This window comes from Rhodococcus sp. 2G (assembly GCF_001886355.1).
Classification (GTDB): domain Bacteria; phylum Actinomycetota; class Actinomycetes; order Mycobacteriales; family Mycobacteriaceae; genus Rhodococcus; species Rhodococcus pyridinivorans.
On record NZ_CP018063.1, the window covers coordinates 5,033,425 to 5,048,634 of the forward strand.

Consider the following 15,210-nt stretch of genomic DNA (forward strand, 5'->3'; position numbering starts at 1 on the left):
GTTCAGGTTACGCTGATCACCAACTCGAACGTCTCTGTTCAACTTAGGCGGATCCTCATGACGAGCTCCGGCATCACCACCCTTCCCATCGATCGACCTGCGACCGGCATCGACCCGAAGGCGCTGCTACGAGGGGTGCTGCGCCGGTGGCCGAGCCTCGTCGCAGTCGCCCTCGCCGCGTTCGTCCTCGCGGACGGGGGCACCGACTTCCCGGCGATCCTCACCGGCGCGGCACTGGTCTATCTCGGTGCCGCCGTGCTGGGTCGTCGCAGCGCGGCCTGGCCGCTGTTCCTCGGCGCCGTCGCGCTGATCGGCATCGGCAAGGTCGCCGTCGTCGCGTTCGGGGTACCGGTCGAGATCACCGTGGTGATGGTCGCGCTCGGTGCCGCCGGCGCCGTCTACGGACTCGCGCGCACCCCGGCCGGCCGGGCGATGCTCGTCGGGCCGTCGGCCGTGGCCATGCTGGGTTTCGGTGCCGTCGCGGTGGCCGCGGTGACGGTCACCCCCGTCCCGGCGGGCGTGATCGTCGGGCTCGGACTGCTCGGTCACGCCGCGTGGGACTACGTTCATTTCCGCCGGAACACCGTGGTCGCCCGCTCGCTCGCGGAGTTCTGCGGTGTGCTCGACACCCTGCTGGGTGTCGCGGTGATCGTCCTCGCCGTCTCGGGCGCGCTCTCCTGAGTCCTCAGGATCGTCAGACGACGGTCGCGTCGCCGAAGGTCATCCGCAGATCAGGGATCGACGACGAGGCCAGTGCGCGTCGCGGCAGACCGAGCGACCGCAGTTCGTCGGCGATCGGATGCGTCCCCAACCGCAGAGTCGCGCCGCCGAGCCGGGTGCGCACGCCGCTCGGATTCATCTCCCAGGTCGTGCAACGGGTGACGTCGTCGATGTGCGAGTAGGCGGCGAGCGAGGCTGCAAGGCCGTTGCCCGGCACCGGAAATCCGGGCGCCACCGCCAGTTCGGCGATCAGCACTCCGTCGGCGGAGACCGAACCGCGCTTGGTGCTGCTGTCGTGGTCGGCGTCGAAGTCGGCGAGGGTCTTCGGGAAACCCCAAATGCCGCGTCCCGCCGCAAGAGTGAAGTCGCCGTCGACGGGCAGATGGTGGATGAGCGCACCGGCCTGCCCGCCGACCAGGCTCCGCCAGTCGCCGACGATGCCGTCGCCGCGGTTGCGGTGGTTGCGGACGAGGAAGCACACCCCGAACTCGTTGTACGGGCCGAGATCCCCGTCGACGTAGTCCACGAAGACGAGCGTGCAGATCCCGTGGCCCGGGCGGTACTGCAGGATCTCGAGCCCGGTGCGGGCGACGAGTTCCTGCGCGGCGCGCACGGGAACCGAGAACATCCCCAGGAACGCCGTGGCCGTTCGGACCTGCACGGGCATCGTGACCGGTTTGCCCAGCACCACATGCGTCGTCGTCTCGCTCATCGCTGCCTTCCGGAAGTCGGACGTGCGTACCCCGACAATGAGAACACGTTCCAGTTCCGGGGGGGAGGGACTAGGAAGGAGCGCCGATGTTCATCTCGTCGGGATGCGCGCCCACCCGCGTGCCGTCGTCGAGCGTGTCGAGTTCGCTGAGGTCGAGCTCGTCGAGTTCGAAGTCGAAGACGTCGATGTTCTGGGAGATGCGCTGCTCGTGCACCGACTTCGGGATGACGATCAGCCCGTTCTGCAGATGCCAGCGGATCAGCACCTGCGCGGCCGACTTGCTGTGACGATCGGCGATGCGGGTGACGATCGGGTCGACGAGCAGGGTGTTCGGCTTCGAGTTCGGACCCCACCCCGAGTTGCTCGTGCCACCGAGCGGGCTCCACGACTCGACGGCGATGCCGTGCTCGGACGCGAACCGGCGGATCTCCTGCTGCGGCAGGTGCGGATGCAACTCCACCTGATCCACCGCAGGCAACAACCCGCCACGATCGACGAGCAACTGCAGGTGGTGCGGTTCGAAGTTGCACACCCCGACCGCCTTCGCGCGCCCGGACTCGGCGATCTTCTCGAGGGCGTCCCAGGTGCGCAGGATCCGTTCGCGGTCCTGCAGCGGCCAGTGGATCAGGTAGAGGTCGACGTACTCGGTGCCCAGCTTCTTCAGGCTCGTGTCGAATGCCTTCAGTGCCGGCTCGTAACCCTGATCGGCGTTCCACAGCTTGGTGGTGACGAAGATGTCCTCGCGCGGCACCGACGACGCGGTGAGTGCGCGGCCGACGCCTTCCTCGTTGCCGTAGGCCGCGGCCGTGTCGATGTGCCGGTAACCGGCCTCGTCGATCGCGTATCGGACCGCGTGTTCGGTCTCGTCGTTGGTGGCCTGCCAGACTCCCAGGCCCAGCTGCGGGATCGTCGTTCCGGAATTCAGCGTGATCGTGGGAGGTGTCATCTCTCCGACGTTAGCGAGCCGCCGCGGCTGGCGCGAGTGATCCCGGACGATCGGGTGCTCTCCGGCCCGCGGGCTCCGAGGACGGGTGTCGAGTTCATCCGCCGGACGCCGGGGGACGGCAGGCGAGCAGTGCCGCCCACGTATCGACCTCCCGTCGGCCCGTCAGCCGCACGACCGGCAGATCGAGACGTTGTGCGAGCGCGGTGAGGACGCGGTCGCGGTACCCACCGTGGGTGCGCGGTGAACTCCTCGACGTCCCCGCCACGAGGACGCGGCGGGGACGCACGGGGAGTGGAACCGAGGAATCGAGGAGGCGCATCACCGATCTTTCGCAGGGATCGCCGCCGACGATATTGCTCAGGCCGATATTGCGCTCAGGTACTCGCGCGGTTGCCCGAACAACTGGGCGCTGCCGTGCGCCCGCTTGAAGAACAACTGCGCGTCGTGCTCCCAGGTGATCGCGATCCCGCCGTGCAGCTGCACGGCCTCCGACGCGACCTGTTGGAGGGCTTCCGAACAGTAGATCTTCGCGGCGTACGCGTCCTGCGGATCCTGCGACAACGCAGCCGCATACGACATCGATCGCGCCGTCTCCACGAGCGCGTACATGTCGGCCATGCGGTGCTTGAGCGCCTGGAACGACCCGATTGCGCGACCGAACTGCTTGCGGTTCTTCGCGTAGTCGACGGTCAGGTCGAGCACCGCTTGCGCGGCACCCACCTGCTCGGCCGACAGGGCGATCGCCGCGGACGCCCGCAACCGGTCGACGAGATCGTCGGACGATGACAGGCGACGACCGGTCACCGCCGAGAACGACACCTCCGCGAGGGAACGCGTGGGATCCATCGTGGGCACGCGGCGCCGCGACACCCCGTCGGTCTCCGGATCGACCTCGAACAGACCGACCGTGTCACCGTCGGCGGCGAGCACGAGCAGGGTGGACGCGATGTCGCCGCCCAGCACGTAGTGCGCGGTTCCGGTCAGCACGTTGCCCTCGGCGCTCACGCCGGGACGCTGCCAGCCGGTGGCCGACGCCCAGCACACCGCGACGACCTCGCCGGCCGCGATGCCGGGGAGCAGACGCGCCGCCGCGTCGGCATCACCGGACAGCAGCACGGTCTGCGCCGCGAGCACCGCCGACCCCAGGAACGGCGACGGGGTGAGCGTGCGGCCGAGTTCCTCGAGCACCACGTGGGCCTCGACCCACGAGGCGCCCACTCCGTCGTATTCCTCCGGGACGGCGAGGGCTGCGACCCCGACCTGCTCGACGAGCATCGTCCACAGTTCGTCGTCGTACCCGCTGCCGGTCGTGATCGCCCGCCGGACGGCAGCCGAATCGGAGTGCTTGGCGAGCAGGGTGCGTACCGAGTCCCGCAGTGCGGCACGATCTTCCGTCTCGAACGTCATGACGCCTCGCTCTCGAGTGCCGCGACCACGCGTGCCCGGTGCTCGTCGGGGGTGCCCCACGCGGTGACGAGCGCGCGGACCTTCGTGATCCACAGCGACAGATCGTATTCCTGGGTGTAGCCGATGGCGCCGTGCACCTGCAGTGCCGTGCGCGCGGCGAGATAGGCGGCGTCGCCGCACGCGACCTTGGCCGCCGAGACGTCCCGGGACGCAGTGGACAGCTCGTCGCGGACGGCGATGGCCGCACCGTGCAGCAGCGGACGTGCCATCTCCAGCGCGACCGCCACCTCGGCGAGATGGTGCTTGACCGCCTGGAAGGAGCCGATCGCGCGGCCGAACTGCTTGCGCTGCTGCGCGTACTCGACGGTGGTGTCGAGCAGAGTCCGGCCCAGGCCTTGGAGCTGAGCTGCAGACGCGAGGACACCGATGTCGAAAGCCGCAGCGGTATCTGTGGATCCGAGCGACTCGCCGACGGTGAGCGAGGCAAGCGTGCGCGACCGGTCGACCGACTCGCGCGTGTCCCCGGCGGTGCCCATCGAGACGGTGCCGTCGGCGACGTGCAGCGCGAGGTCGGCGACGTGCGCGTCGACCGCGTACGGCGCGTGGGGGAGCATCGCGACGGTGGCGAGCGATCCGGCGGCAAGCGGGCCGAGACGCTCGGGTGCCACGGCGGCGAGCAGAACCGGTGCCACCGCGACGGTTTCGACCACCGGACCGGGCACAGCGTGGCGACCGAGCTGTTCGACGGCGACGACGAGATCGACCGCGTCGGCCCCGAGGCCGTCGTGCTCCTCGGCAACGAGCAGACCGTTGACGCCGGTCTCGGCCAGTCGCTCCCACACCTGCAGACCCGGTGCCGTGTCGCCGCTGTTCCACGCACGGATCACCTGCGGCATATCCGACTTGGTGAGCAGGGCGTCGATACTGGACGCGAAGTCCTCATGGGACTCGTCGAGTGCGAATCTCATCGATCACCCCTCGGAAGGCCGAGCAGCCGCTCGGCAATGACGTTCTTCTGGATTTCGTTGGTACCGGCGTAGATCGGGCCCGACAGCGAGAACAGGTAACCGTCGGTCCAGCCGTCGACGAGTTCGGCGTCCGCACCCTGCAGGTCGAGCGCCGTCTCATGCGCGGCGATGTCCCACTCGGACCAGAACACCTTGTTGATCGACGATTCGGCGCCGAGCTGTCCGCCCGCGGTCAGGCGCGTGACGGTCGCCCAGGTCGACAGCTCGTAGGCGCGCGCCCCGATCCACGCGTCGGCGACGCGGTTGCGCAGCGCGGTGTCGCCGTGGAGATCGGACTCGCCGTAGGCGCGCAGCAGCCGGTCGGTGGCCGCCAGGAATCGGCCCGGCGCACGCAGCGACAGACCGCGCTCGTTGGAGGCGGTGCTCATCGCGACCCGCCATCCTTCGTTCACCGCACCGATCACACCGGACTCACCGGGACGCTCCGGGTCGTCAGGGACGAAGACGTCCTCGAGGAAGATCTCTGCGAAGCCCGGCTCACCGTCGAGCTGCGGGATCGGTCGCACGGTGACGCCCTCGGCCCGCACGTCGAACATGAAGTAGGTGATGCCCTTGTGCCGCTGGGCCTCCGGGTCGGAGCGAAACAGGCCGAAACCCATGTCGGCATAGGACGCCCGCGAGCTCCAGGTCTTCTGGCCGTTGAGCAGCCAGCCGCCGTCGACTTTCGTGGCGGTCGAGCGCAGCGACGCGAGGTCGGAGCCGGACTCGGGTTCCGACCAGGCCTGGGCCCAGATGTCGTCGGCCCGGGCCATGCGCGGCATGATGCGGGCGAGCTGTTCGGGGTGGGCATGCTCGAACAGGGTGGGGGCGAGCAGGAAGATGCCGTTCTGGCTCACCCGGCCGGGCGCACCGGCGCGGTAGTACTCCTCCTCGAACACGACCCACTGCTCGAGGGTCGCGTCGCGGCCGCCGAGTTCCTCGGGCCAGGAGACGACCGACAGGCGTGCATCGGCGAGGGTCCGTTCCCACTGCCGGTGTTCCTCGAAGCCCTCGGCCGTGTCCATCGACTCGAGCGGCGTCGTGGGGACGTTCTCGGCGAGGAAGGCGCGTACCTCGTCGCGGAACGCGAGGGTGGCGTCGTCGAGCTGCAGATCCACTACTTCGCTCCTTCCACCGGACGAGCGCTCGCGGCCATCGACTTGGCGTTCATGCCGCCGAGCGAGTCGGCGCCGACCTCGGCGTTGTGCGCGTGCGCGAAGTGGTGCAGGCCGAACACCGAGTCCATGCCGTTGCGCATGCCCATCTGGTCCTCGCACTGGTTGACGGCGCGCTTGGTGAGCGCGAGACCGAAGCGCGGCATCTCCGCGATGCGGGCGGCGAGGGCGAGCGTCTCGTTCTCGAGCTCCTCACGCGGCACGACGCGGCTGACCATGCCCACCTCGTAGGCGCGCTGGGCACTGAAACGGTCACCGGTGTAGAGGATCTCCTTCGCGAAGCGCGTTCCGAGGATCCACGGGTGCGCGAAGTACTCGACACCCGGGATGCCCATGCGGACTACGGGATCGGAGAAGAAGGCATCCTCGGACGCGACGATCAGGTCGCACACCCACGCCAGCATGAGACCGCCGGCGATGCAGGCGCCCTGCACCGACGCGATGGTGGGCTTGGGGATCTCGCGCCAGCGGCGGCACATCCCCAGGTAGACCTCCATCTCACGGGCGTAGCGCTGGTCGCCGCCGGGCTTGTCGACGTGGTCCCACCACATCACGGCCTTGTTGTCGTAGTGGACGTGGTGGTCGCGGCCCGGGGTGCCCAGATCGTGGCCGGCGGAGAAGTGCTTGCCGTTGCCGGCCAGCACGATCACCTTGACCTCGTCGTCCTCGACGGCCCTCTCGAAGGCGGCGTCGAGCGCGTAGGTCATGACCGAGTTCTGGGCGTTGCGGTAATCGGGTCGGTTGAGAGTGACGATCGCGACGCCGTCGCGCACCTCGTAGGTGACGACATCGGGCTCGAACGGGACGGTCATGACTTCTCCTCACGCAGAACGTTCTTCAGTACCTTGCCGGACGGGTTTCGGGGTAGCGCATCGACGAACCGAACCGATCGCGGCGCTTTGAAGTTGGCGAGTTTCTCTCGGGCATACGCGATCACGTCGTCCTCGGTGAGCGGATGTCCGTCCAGTGGGACCACGAACGCCCGGCCGACCTCACCCATGCGCTCGTCGGGGACACCGATCACCGCGACCTCGTGGACTCCCGGCAGGCGCAGCAGTGCCGCTTCGACCTCCGCCGGATAGACGTTGAATCCGCCGCTGATGTACATGTCCTTGAGGCGGTCGGTGATGTCGAGATAACCGCGCTCGTCGAGGGTCCCGACATCGCCGGTGTGCAGCCATCCGTCCTCGTCGACGGTCTTGGCGGTGGCCTCGGGGTCGTCGAGATAACCGAGCATGACGTTCGGACCGCGCAGCAGGATCTCGCCCTTGTCGCCGATGCGCACCTCGAACTCCGCGGTGGCGCGTCCGGACGAGGTGGAGACGGTGACGGGATCGTCGTCGGTGCGGCACATCGTCGCGACGACCGCCTCGGTCTGCCCGTAGGCGGTGAGCACCGCGTCGAAGCTCAGTTCGTTCTGCATGCGCTCGACGAGGGAGACGGGCACGGGTGCGGCGCCGGTGACGGCGATGCGCAGGTTGCTCAGGTCGTACTCGCCGCGACGCGGGTGGTCGAGGATGGACTGGTAGATCGTCGGAGCACCCGGGAGCACGCTGATGCGCTCGGCCGCGACCATCGCCATGACCTTCTCCACGTCGAAGGTCGCGAGGGGGATGACGGTGGAGCCCTCGAGCAGTGCAGCGACGAAACCGGCCTTGTACCCGAAGCTGTGGAAGAACGGGTTGATGATCAGGTAGTTGTCGTCGATCGTCAGTTCGGCGCACTCAGCCCACGCCTGCGCGACATCGATGCACTGACGGTGGGCGCTGAGCACGCCCTTGCTGCGGCCGGTCGTGCCCGAGGTGAACAGGATGTCGGAGACGTCGTCGGGGGTCACGGCCGCGGCGCGCGCGTCGGCCTCGGTGCGGGCGGCGTCGGTGGCGGAGGACAGGAAGTCCGCCCACTCGACGACCCCGTCGATCGGCGCGTCGTTCCCGCCCAGCGGGACCCGCACGGTCGTCGGGATCGACAGTTCCGGCGCCGCCTTGCTCAGTTCGGTGTACCGGTCGCTGCCGAGGAACTCGCCGACCACGACGAGGGCCTCGGGGCGGACGCGCTCGACGACGTCGGCGGCCTCGCTTCCGGTGTAGCGGGTGTTGAGGGGTACGACGACCCCGCCGGCCCAATGTGTACCCAGGGCAGCGATCACCCAGTGGAACGTGTTGGGTGACCAGATGACGACGCGCGCACCGCGTTCGACGCCGCGGGAGACGAGCGCCGCGGCGACATCGCGGACGTGGTCGCGCAGTTGTGCGAAGGTCAGCCGGGTGTCGCCATCGGCGATCGCGAGCAGGTCCGGCCAGGTGTCGGCGGCACGTACGAGTGCGGCCGGAGTGGTTCTCGGTCGTGTGTTCACAGAGCTCCCTACCTAGCAATTGCTTGGTAGGTTATCGTACGGATGTGCACGAGAGCGAGAGCCAGGAAAATGCGGAGTTCGCAGCCACCGTCCGACAGTGGCTCGAAGACAACCTGACCGGCGAATTCGCCGAGCTCAGAGGCAAGGGCGGACCCGGAAGCGAACACGAGTTCTTCGAACAGCGACTCGCGTGGGACCGGCATCTGGCCGCTGCCGGATGGACCTGCATCGGCTGGCCCACCGAGTACGGCGGGCGCGGCGCGAGCATGGATCAGCGCGTGATCTTCCACGAGGAGTACGCGAAGGCGAACGCGCCCGCGCGCGTCAACCACCTCGGTGAGGAACTGCTCGGCCCCACCCTCATCGCGTTCGGGACCGAGGAACAGAAGCAGCGCTTCCTACCCGGGATCCGTAACGTCACCGAACTGTGGGCGCAGGGCTACTCGGAACCGGGAGCCGGCTCCGACCTCGCCAACGTCTCCACCACCGCCCGCCTCGAGGGCGACAAGTGGGTGATCAACGGTCAGAAGGTCTGGACGTCGCTCGCACACGTCGCACAATGGGCCTTCGTCGTCGCGCGGACGGAACCCGGTTCGACCCGCCATCACGGCTTGAGCTTCCTGCTCGTGCCCCTCGACCAGCCCGGCGTCACGGTGCGGCCCATTCAGCAGCTCACGGGCACCTCCGAGTTCAACGAGGTCTTCTTCGACGACGCCGTCACCGACGCCGACCTCGTCGTCGGTGCCCCCGGCGACGGGTGGAAGGTCGCGATGGGTCTGCTCACCTTCGAACGCGGCGTCTCCACCCTCGGGCAGCAGATCGGCTTCGCCCGCGAACTCGACGGCATCGTCTCCGTCGCCGAGAGCAACGGTGCGATCGACGATCCGCACCTCCGCGAACGCATCGCCCGCGCGCGGATCGAACTGCGGGTCATGCGTGCCCACGCCCTGCGCACCCTCGGCGACGCCGACCCGGGTCAGGCCTCGGTCGCGAAACTGCTGTGGGCGAACTGGCATCGCGACCTGGGGCAACTCGCCATGGACGTGCAGGGATCGTCATCGCTCGTCGGCCCCGATCACGACCATGCCGGAAACCCCTCCGACATCACCGATCCCGAACATCTCGAGCTCGCGGAATGGCAGCGGCTGTTCCTGTTCACCCGCGCCGACACCATCTACGGCGGATCCAACGAGATCCAGCGCAACATCATCGCCGAGCGCGTGCTCGGCCTTCCCCGGGAGGCACGTCCGTGACCGCAACACCCCGTCCCGCATCCCCGCTCGCGACCCCGCCGGTCGAGACCCCCGGCCACGGACTGCTCCGCGACAAGAAGGTCGTGGTCACCGCCGCCGCCGGTACCGGCATCGGATTCGCCACCGCGCGTCGCGCGCTGCTCGAGGGCGCCGACGTGCTCGTCTCCGACTTCCACGAGCGCCGGCTCGGCGAGTCCGCGGAGAAGCTCGCGGCCGAGTTCCCCGAACAGCAGGTCGCGACGATCGTGTGCGACGTGTCGTCCACCGAACAGGTCGACGCCCTCATCACCGGCGCCGCCGACCGGCTAGGGCGCATCGACGTGCTCGTCAACAACGCTGGACTCGGTGGCGAGACGCCCGTCGTCGAGATGACCGACGAGGAATGGGATCGCGTCCTCGACATCACCCTCACCAGCACCTTCCGCGCGACCCGCGCGGCACTGCGCTACTTCCGCTCGGTCGACCACAACGGCGTGCTCGTCAACAACGCGTCGGTACTCGGCTGGCGCGCCCAGCACTCGCAGGCGCACTACGCGGCGGCGAAGGCCGGCGTCATGGCCCTGACCCGCTGCTCCGCGATCGAGGCCGCCGAATACGGCGTGCGCATCAACGCCGTCGCCCCGTCCATCGCCCGACACCCCTTCCTCGCGAAGGTCACCAGCGAGGAACTGCTCGACAACCTCGCCGCCGGTGAGGCCTACGGCCGCGCCGCCGAGGTCTGGGAGGTCGCGGCGACCATCGCGATGCTCGCGAGCGACTACACGACCTATCTGACCGGCGAGGTCGTGTCGGTCTCCTCCCAGCGCGCATGAACCCGCTCTCGGTCGGCTTGAAAGGATGTCCGTCATGACTCCCTCACGCGACGACACCTCCAGCAAGTCCGGACGCCGCGCGGAACTGCTCGACATCGCAGCCGACCTGTTCGCGTCGCGCGGTGTGCGGGCCACGACCGTGCGCGACATCGCCGACGCGGCGGGAATCCTCTCCGGCAGCCTCTACCACCACTTCGATTCCAAGGAGTCGATGGTGGACGAGATCCTGCGGGCCTTCCTCGACGACCTGTTCGACCGGTACCGCAAGATCGTCGCGTCGGGTCTGCCGTCCCGCAAAACCCTCGCGGCACTCGTCACCACCTCCTACGAGGCGATCGACCGGTCGCACGCCGCGGTGGCGATCTACCAGGGTGAGGCCAAGCATCTCGAGGGCGACCGCTTCGCCTACATCGGCGAACTCAACACCGAGTTCCGCGACCTGTGGGTGGGCGTGATCGAACGCGGCGTCGCGGACGGTTCGTTCCGGCCCGACGTCGACGTCGAACTGGTCTTCCGGTTCCTGCGCGACACCGTGTGGGTGGCCGTGCGCTGGTACCGGCCCGGAGGCTCCCTCAGTATCGATCAGGTTGCCCAGCAATATCTTTCCATCGTTCTCGACGGACTGTCGAACCAGAATTCTTCGTAAGGAGACATCATGACCGAGGCCTACATCGTCGACGCGGTGCGCACCCCCATCGGCAAGAAGAAGGGTGGGCTCGCGGACGTGCACCCGGCCGACCTGGGCGCGCACGTGATCAAGGCGCTCGTCGAGCGCACGGGCATCGACCCCGCCGACGTCGACGACGTGGTGTTCGGTTGCGTCGACGCCATCGGCGGCCAGGCCGGCAACATCGCCCGCACCGCGTGGCTGGCCGCCGGCTACCCGCAGCACGTGCCCGGCGTGACCGTCGACCGTCAGTGCGGGTCGAGCCAGCAGGCCCTGCACTTCGGCGCCCAGGCGATCCTCAGCGACACCGCGGATCTCATCGTCGCCGGTGGCGTGCAGAACATGACGCAGATCCCGATCTCCGCGGCCATGATCGTCGGGCAGCAGTACGGCTTCGACACCCCCTTCGGTGGGTCGAAGGGCTGGACGGAGCGCTACGGCAGCGACGAGGTGTCGCAGTTCAAGGGTGCCGAGATGATCGCCGAGAAGTGGGACCTCAGCCGCGAGGAACTCGAGAAGTGGGCGCTGCAAAGCCACGAGCGCGCCAAGGCCGCCATCGCCGAGGGACGCTTCGAGAACGAGATCGTCCCCTTCGGTGACGCCACCGTCGACGAAGGCCCGCGCGAGACCAGCCTCGAGAAGATGGCGTCGCTGCAGACCCTCGTCGAGGGCGGACGCCTGACCGCCGCCGTCGCCAGCCAGATCTCCGACGGCGCATCCGCGGTGCTGCTCGCCTCCGATGAGGCCGTGAAGAAGTACGGCCTGAAGCCCCGCGCGCGCATCCACCACCTCAGCGCCCGCGGCGACGACCCGATCTTCATGCTCACCGCCCCGATCCCCGCCACGCAGTACGCCCTCGAGAAGGCCGGCCTGACGATCGACGACATCGACCTCATCGAGATCAACGAGGCCTTCGCGCCCGTCGTCCTGGCGTGGATCAAGGAGATCGGCGCCGACCCGTCGAAGGTCAACGTCAACGGCGGCGCGATCGCCCTCGGCCACCCGCTCGGCGCGACCGGCACCAAGCTGATGGCGACGCTGCTCAACGAGCTCGAGCGCACCGGTGGTCGCTACGGCCTGCTCACCATCTGCGAGGGTGGCGGGACCGCCAACGCGACCATCATCGAACGCGTCTGACCCACCCCCTTCACATCCGCGCGCCCGTTCGTCATCCGCTGCTGCGATCGCCGCAGCGGACGGACAGCGGGCGCGCGGAAGCGAACGTATGGTCCGGTCCGGAGGTGACGTCTACCCTCGAAGCATGTGCCGGAACATCACGGAGCTGCGGGGGCTCGAGCCGGCTGCGACCGCCGAGGAGATCGAAGCGGCCGCACGGCAGTACGTCCGTAAGGTCAGCGGGATCCACAAACTCTCCGACGCCACCCGGGAGCCGTTCGAACAGGCCGTCGCCGAAGTGACCGCGACGACGACGAGATTGCTCGCGGCCCTTCCCGAGCGGCGGCAACCACCGCCGTCGGTGCCGCCGCTACGTCGGCCCGAGGTGCAAGCCAGGATCGCCGCACGCGGCTGATCGATTCCGGTTCGTTCGTCGACGCGCGCGGGTAGCGTGACGCTGGTCGAGATTCGAGCACGTTCGAGGCCCGTCGCGACCTCCGCGGGTCTGCGGGCGAGCCTGGTGAGGAGCCGATATGGCTGTGGACCCGGCGCCGCCGACCAGCAGCGAGGTGGAATATCTCCGGACCGACCCCGATCTTCCACCGGTCGGTGTCGTCGACCGGACACCGATATCACCCACCGCGAGGATCGTCTTTCTCGTGCTCGCGATTCTGGGGGCGGTCGCCTGGTCGATCATCGCGCTGGTCCGCGGCGAGGAGATCAACGCGGTCTGGTTCGTCATCGCCGCCGTGTGCACCTATCTCGTCGCCTATCGCTTCTACGCGAAGTTCATCGAACGCAAGATCGTGCAGCCACGCGACGACCGTGCGACACCTGCCGAGGAACTCGAGAACGGCAAGGACTACATGCCGACGGACCGTCGGGTGTTGTTCGGCCACCACTTCGCCGCCATTGCCGGCGCGGGCCCGCTCGTCGGCCCGGTGCTCGCCGCCCAGATGGGTTATCTGCCCGGCACGATCTGGATCATCGTCGGCGTCGTCTTCGCCGGTGCGGTCCAGGACTTCCTCGTCCTGTGGATCTCCTCGCGCCGCCGCGGACGCAGCCTCGGCCAGATGGCCCGCGAGGAACTCGGACCGATCGGCGGCGTCGCGGCCCTGATCGCGGTCTTCGTCATCATGATCATCCTGATCGCGGTGCTGGCATTGGTGGTCGTGAACGCGCTCGCCGACAGCCCGTGGGGCCTGTTCTCCATCGCGATGACCATTCCCATCGCACTGTTCATGGGCGTCTATCTGCGCTACCTGCGACCCGGCAGGGTCGCGGAGGTGTCGCTGATCGGCGTCGTTCTGCTGCTCGTCGCGATCATCGCGGGTGGCTGGGTCGCCGAGACCGACTGGGGAACGAACTGGTTCACCCTGTCCCCGGTGACGATTTCGTGGCTGATGATCGCCTACGGATTCGCGGCGTCGGTGCTGCCGGTGTGGTTGCTGCTCGCCCCGCGCGACTATCTGTCGACCTTCATGAAGGTCGGCACGATCGTCCTGCTCGCGATCGGGATCCTCGTCGCACGACCGAACCTGGAGATGCCCGACATCACGTCGTTCGCCATCGACGGTGACGGCCCGGCCTTCGCGGGGTCGCTGTTCCCGTTCCTGTTCATCACCATCGCATGTGGCGCACTGTCTGGATTCCACGCGCTCATCTCCTCGGGCACCACCCCGAAACTGCTCGAGAAGGAGAAACAGATCCGGCTGATCGGCTACGGCGGCATGCTCACCGAGTCGTTCGTCGCGATCATGGCGCTGGTCACCGCCTGCATCATCGATCAGCACCTGTACTTCACGCTCAACGCTCCGGCCGCCCTCACCGGCGGCACCCCGGAGACCGCCGCCGCCTACGTCAACGGTCTCGGGCTGGGGTCGCCCGACATCACCCCCGAACAGATCTCGGCGGCAGCCGAATCCGTCGGGGAGGAGTCGATCATCTCCCGTACCGGTGGTGCCCCGACGCTCGCGTTCGGCATGTCCCAGGTGCTCAGCGACCTGTTCGGCGGCGACAGCCTCAAATCGTTCTGGTACCACTTCGCGATCATGTTCGAGGCGCTGTTCATCCTCACCACCGTCGACGCGGGAACGCGTGTCGCGCGGTTCATGCTTTCGGACTCGCTCGGCAACTTCGGCGGTCCCGCTCGTCGCTTCAAGGATCCGTCCTGGCGTCCCGGCGCCTGGTTGTGCTCCGCGGTCGTCGTCGGCCTGTGGGGTGCGATCCTGCTGATGGGCGTCACCGACCCGCTGGGCGGCATCAACACGCTCTTCCCACTGTTCGGCATCGCCAACCAGTTGCTCGCCGCGATCGCCCTGACCGTCGTGCTCACCGTCGTCGTGAAGAAGGGACTGGTGAAGTGGGCGTGGATCCCCGGCGTGCCGTTGGTGTGGGATCTGATCGTGACCATGACGGCGTCGTGGCAGAAGATCTTCTCCGGCGACCGCGCGGTGGGGTACTGGGCCCAGCACCGAGCTTTCGTCGACGCGAAGAACTCCGGCGCAACCACATTCGGTTCGGCGAAGACTGCCGACGAGATCGATGCCGTCATCCGCAACACATTCATCCAGGGCACGTTGTCGATCGTGTTCGCAGTGCTCGTGCTCATCGTGGTCGCCGCAGGAGTAGTGGTGTGTACCAGATCGGTCCGGGCCGGAGGTATGCCCACCACCGAAACACCCGACGTGCCGTCGAAGATATTCGCGCCCGCGGGCTTCGTGCCGACCCCGGCCGAGAGGGAACTGCAGAAGGAGTGGGACGAACTGATCGCATCGGGCAAGGTCCGCGCCCCGGGCGCCGCACACACCCATGCCTCGCGGCATCGCGACGGGGACGGAGGTGGGTCGTGATCACAGCACTGCGTCGGGCGTGGTGGTGGATCGGTGCCGTCATGGGCGACCACGACTACGCGAGGTACGTCGAACTGCACCGCCGGCAGCATCCGGATCGACCACCGCAGAGCGAACGCGACTACTGGCGTGAGCGGCACGCTGCAGCGGATGCGAACCCGGGAAGCCGATGCTGTTGAGCGGGGAG

At 68.2% G+C, this 15,210-nt stretch carries 16 protein-coding genes; 8 read left to right on the plus strand and 8 right to left on the minus strand.

The window, feature by feature from the left end; genetic code table 11:
- Positions 1 to 57 precede the first annotated feature (57 nt).
- Complete coding sequence (locus BO226_RS23915) at positions 58 to 681, plus strand: hypothetical protein (protein WP_041803546.1); 624 nt, start codon at positions 58 to 60, stop codon at positions 679 to 681.
- A gap of 13 nt (positions 682 to 694) precedes the next feature.
- On the opposite strand, the gene BO226_RS23920 is transcribed toward BO226_RS23915, so the two are convergent.
- The 8 genes from BO226_RS23920 to BO226_RS23955 form a co-directional block, all read right to left on the minus strand.
- Positions 695 to 1,432, minus strand: coding sequence for an acetoacetate decarboxylase family protein (locus BO226_RS23920; protein WP_071936232.1), 738 nt, complete (start codon positions 1,430 to 1,432; stop codon positions 695 to 697).
- A 70-nt stretch (positions 1,433 to 1,502) separates the two neighbouring features.
- Positions 1,503 to 2,378, minus strand: coding sequence for an aldo/keto reductase (locus tag BO226_RS23925; protein WP_024102892.1), 876 nt, complete (start codon positions 2,376 to 2,378; stop codon positions 1,503 to 1,505).
- 94 nt (positions 2,379 to 2,472) lie between these two features.
- The gene (locus BO226_RS23930) at positions 2,473 to 2,697 is read right to left on the minus strand and encodes a hypothetical protein (RefSeq protein WP_024102893.1); all 225 of its coding nucleotides are present in this window, start codon (positions 2,695 to 2,697) and stop codon (positions 2,473 to 2,475) included.
- A 38-nt stretch (positions 2,698 to 2,735) separates the two neighbouring features.
- Positions 2,736 to 3,785 (minus strand): acyl-CoA dehydrogenase family protein, encoded by a 1,050-nt coding sequence (locus BO226_RS23935; protein ID WP_064256775.1) that lies wholly within the window; start codon positions 3,783 to 3,785, stop codon positions 2,736 to 2,738.
- A complete protein-coding gene (locus tag BO226_RS23940) occupies positions 3,782 to 4,753 on the minus strand; it encodes an acyl-CoA dehydrogenase family protein (protein ID WP_064061674.1) in 972 nt (323 codons plus the stop codon). The genes BO226_RS23935 and BO226_RS23940 overlap by 4 nt, the downstream gene beginning before the upstream one ends.
- Entirely contained in the window at positions 4,750 to 5,910 is a 1,161-nt protein-coding gene (locus tag BO226_RS23945; protein WP_071936233.1) for an acyl-CoA dehydrogenase family protein, read from the minus strand. Before BO226_RS23945 ends, BO226_RS23940 begins: the two co-directional genes overlap by 4 nt.
- Entirely contained in the window at positions 5,910 to 6,779 is an 870-nt protein-coding gene (locus BO226_RS23950) for an enoyl-CoA hydratase (RefSeq protein ID WP_019290144.1), read from the minus strand. The genes BO226_RS23945 and BO226_RS23950 overlap by 1 nt, the downstream gene beginning before the upstream one ends.
- Positions 6,776 to 8,323 carry a FadD3 family acyl-CoA ligase gene (locus BO226_RS23955; RefSeq protein ID WP_071936234.1) on the minus strand — a complete coding sequence of 516 codons (1,548 nt, stop codon included), beginning with the start codon at positions 8,321 to 8,323 and terminating at the stop codon, positions 6,776 to 6,778. The genes BO226_RS23950 and BO226_RS23955 overlap by 4 nt, the downstream gene beginning before the upstream one ends.
- 44 nt (positions 8,324 to 8,367) lie before the next feature.
- Between BO226_RS23955 and BO226_RS23960 the strand changes: the two genes are divergently transcribed.
- The 7 genes from BO226_RS23960 to BO226_RS23990 all read left to right on the plus strand — a co-directional run bounded on the left by BO226_RS23960 (position 8,368) and on the right by BO226_RS23990 (position 15,202).
- Entirely contained in the window at positions 8,368 to 9,576 is a 1,209-nt protein-coding gene (locus BO226_RS23960) for an acyl-CoA dehydrogenase family protein (RefSeq protein ID WP_033096895.1), read from the plus strand.
- The gene (locus BO226_RS23965) at positions 9,573 to 10,388 is read left to right on the plus strand and encodes an SDR family oxidoreductase (protein WP_006550429.1); all 816 of its coding nucleotides are present in this window, start codon (positions 9,573 to 9,575) and stop codon (positions 10,386 to 10,388) included. Before BO226_RS23960 ends, BO226_RS23965 begins: the two co-directional genes overlap by 4 nt.
- Before the next feature lie 34 nt (positions 10,389 to 10,422).
- Positions 10,423 to 11,034: a TetR/AcrR family transcriptional regulator gene (locus BO226_RS23970; protein WP_006550428.1), complete on the plus strand. Its 612-nt coding sequence runs from the start codon at positions 10,423 to 10,425 to the stop codon at positions 11,032 to 11,034.
- Between the two features lie 9 nt (positions 11,035 to 11,043).
- Positions 11,044 to 12,192, plus strand: coding sequence for an acetyl-CoA C-acetyltransferase (locus tag BO226_RS23975; RefSeq protein WP_033096893.1), 1,149 nt, complete (start codon positions 11,044 to 11,046; stop codon positions 12,190 to 12,192).
- Between the two features lie 124 nt (positions 12,193 to 12,316).
- Positions 12,317 to 12,586 carry a DUF2277 domain-containing protein gene (locus BO226_RS23980; protein ID WP_006550426.1) on the plus strand — a complete coding sequence of 90 codons (270 nt, stop codon included), beginning with the start codon at positions 12,317 to 12,319 and terminating at the stop codon, positions 12,584 to 12,586.
- Between the two features lie 118 nt (positions 12,587 to 12,704).
- Complete coding sequence (locus tag BO226_RS23985) at positions 12,705 to 15,023, plus strand: carbon starvation CstA family protein (RefSeq protein WP_024102900.1); 2,319 nt, start codon at positions 12,705 to 12,707, stop codon at positions 15,021 to 15,023.
- Entirely contained in the window at positions 15,020 to 15,202 is a 183-nt protein-coding gene (locus tag BO226_RS23990) for a YbdD/YjiX family protein (RefSeq protein ID WP_198040591.1), read from the plus strand. The genes BO226_RS23985 and BO226_RS23990 overlap by 4 nt, the downstream gene beginning before the upstream one ends.
- Positions 15,203 to 15,210: the final 8 nt, after the last annotated feature.

Coding starts and splice junctions, on each gene's coding strand:
- BO226_RS23935 (WP_064256775.1), bottom strand. CDS start 3,785: ATGACGTTCGAGACGGAAGATCGTGCCGCACTGCGGGACTCGGTACGC.
- BO226_RS23970 (WP_006550428.1), top strand. CDS start 10,423: ATGACTCCCTCACGCGACGACACCTCCAGCAAGTCCGGACGCCGCGCG.
- BO226_RS23980 (WP_006550426.1), top strand. CDS start 12,317: ATGTGCCGGAACATCACGGAGCTGCGGGGGCTCGAGCCGGCTGCGACC.
- BO226_RS23950 (WP_019290144.1), bottom strand. CDS start 6,779: ATGACCGTCCCGTTCGAGCCCGATGTCGTCACCTACGAGGTGCGCGAC.
- BO226_RS23975 (WP_033096893.1), top strand. CDS start 11,044: ATGACCGAGGCCTACATCGTCGACGCGGTGCGCACCCCCATCGGCAAG.
- BO226_RS23920 (WP_071936232.1), bottom strand. CDS start 1,432: ATGAGCGAGACGACGACGCATGTGGTGCTGGGCAAACCGGTCACGATG.
- BO226_RS23915 (WP_041803546.1), top strand. CDS start 58: ATGACGAGCTCCGGCATCACCACCCTTCCCATCGATCGACCTGCGACC.
- BO226_RS23930 (WP_024102893.1), bottom strand. CDS start 2,697: ATGCGCCTCCTCGATTCCTCGGTTCCACTCCCCGTGCGTCCCCGCCGC.
- BO226_RS23940 (WP_064061674.1), bottom strand. CDS start 4,753: ATGAGATTCGCACTCGACGAGTCCCATGAGGACTTCGCGTCCAGTATC.
- BO226_RS23925 (WP_024102892.1), bottom strand. CDS start 2,378: ATGACACCTCCCACGATCACGCTGAATTCCGGAACGACGATCCCGCAG.
- BO226_RS23985 (WP_024102900.1), top strand. CDS start 12,705: ATGGCTGTGGACCCGGCGCCGCCGACCAGCAGCGAGGTGGAATATCTC.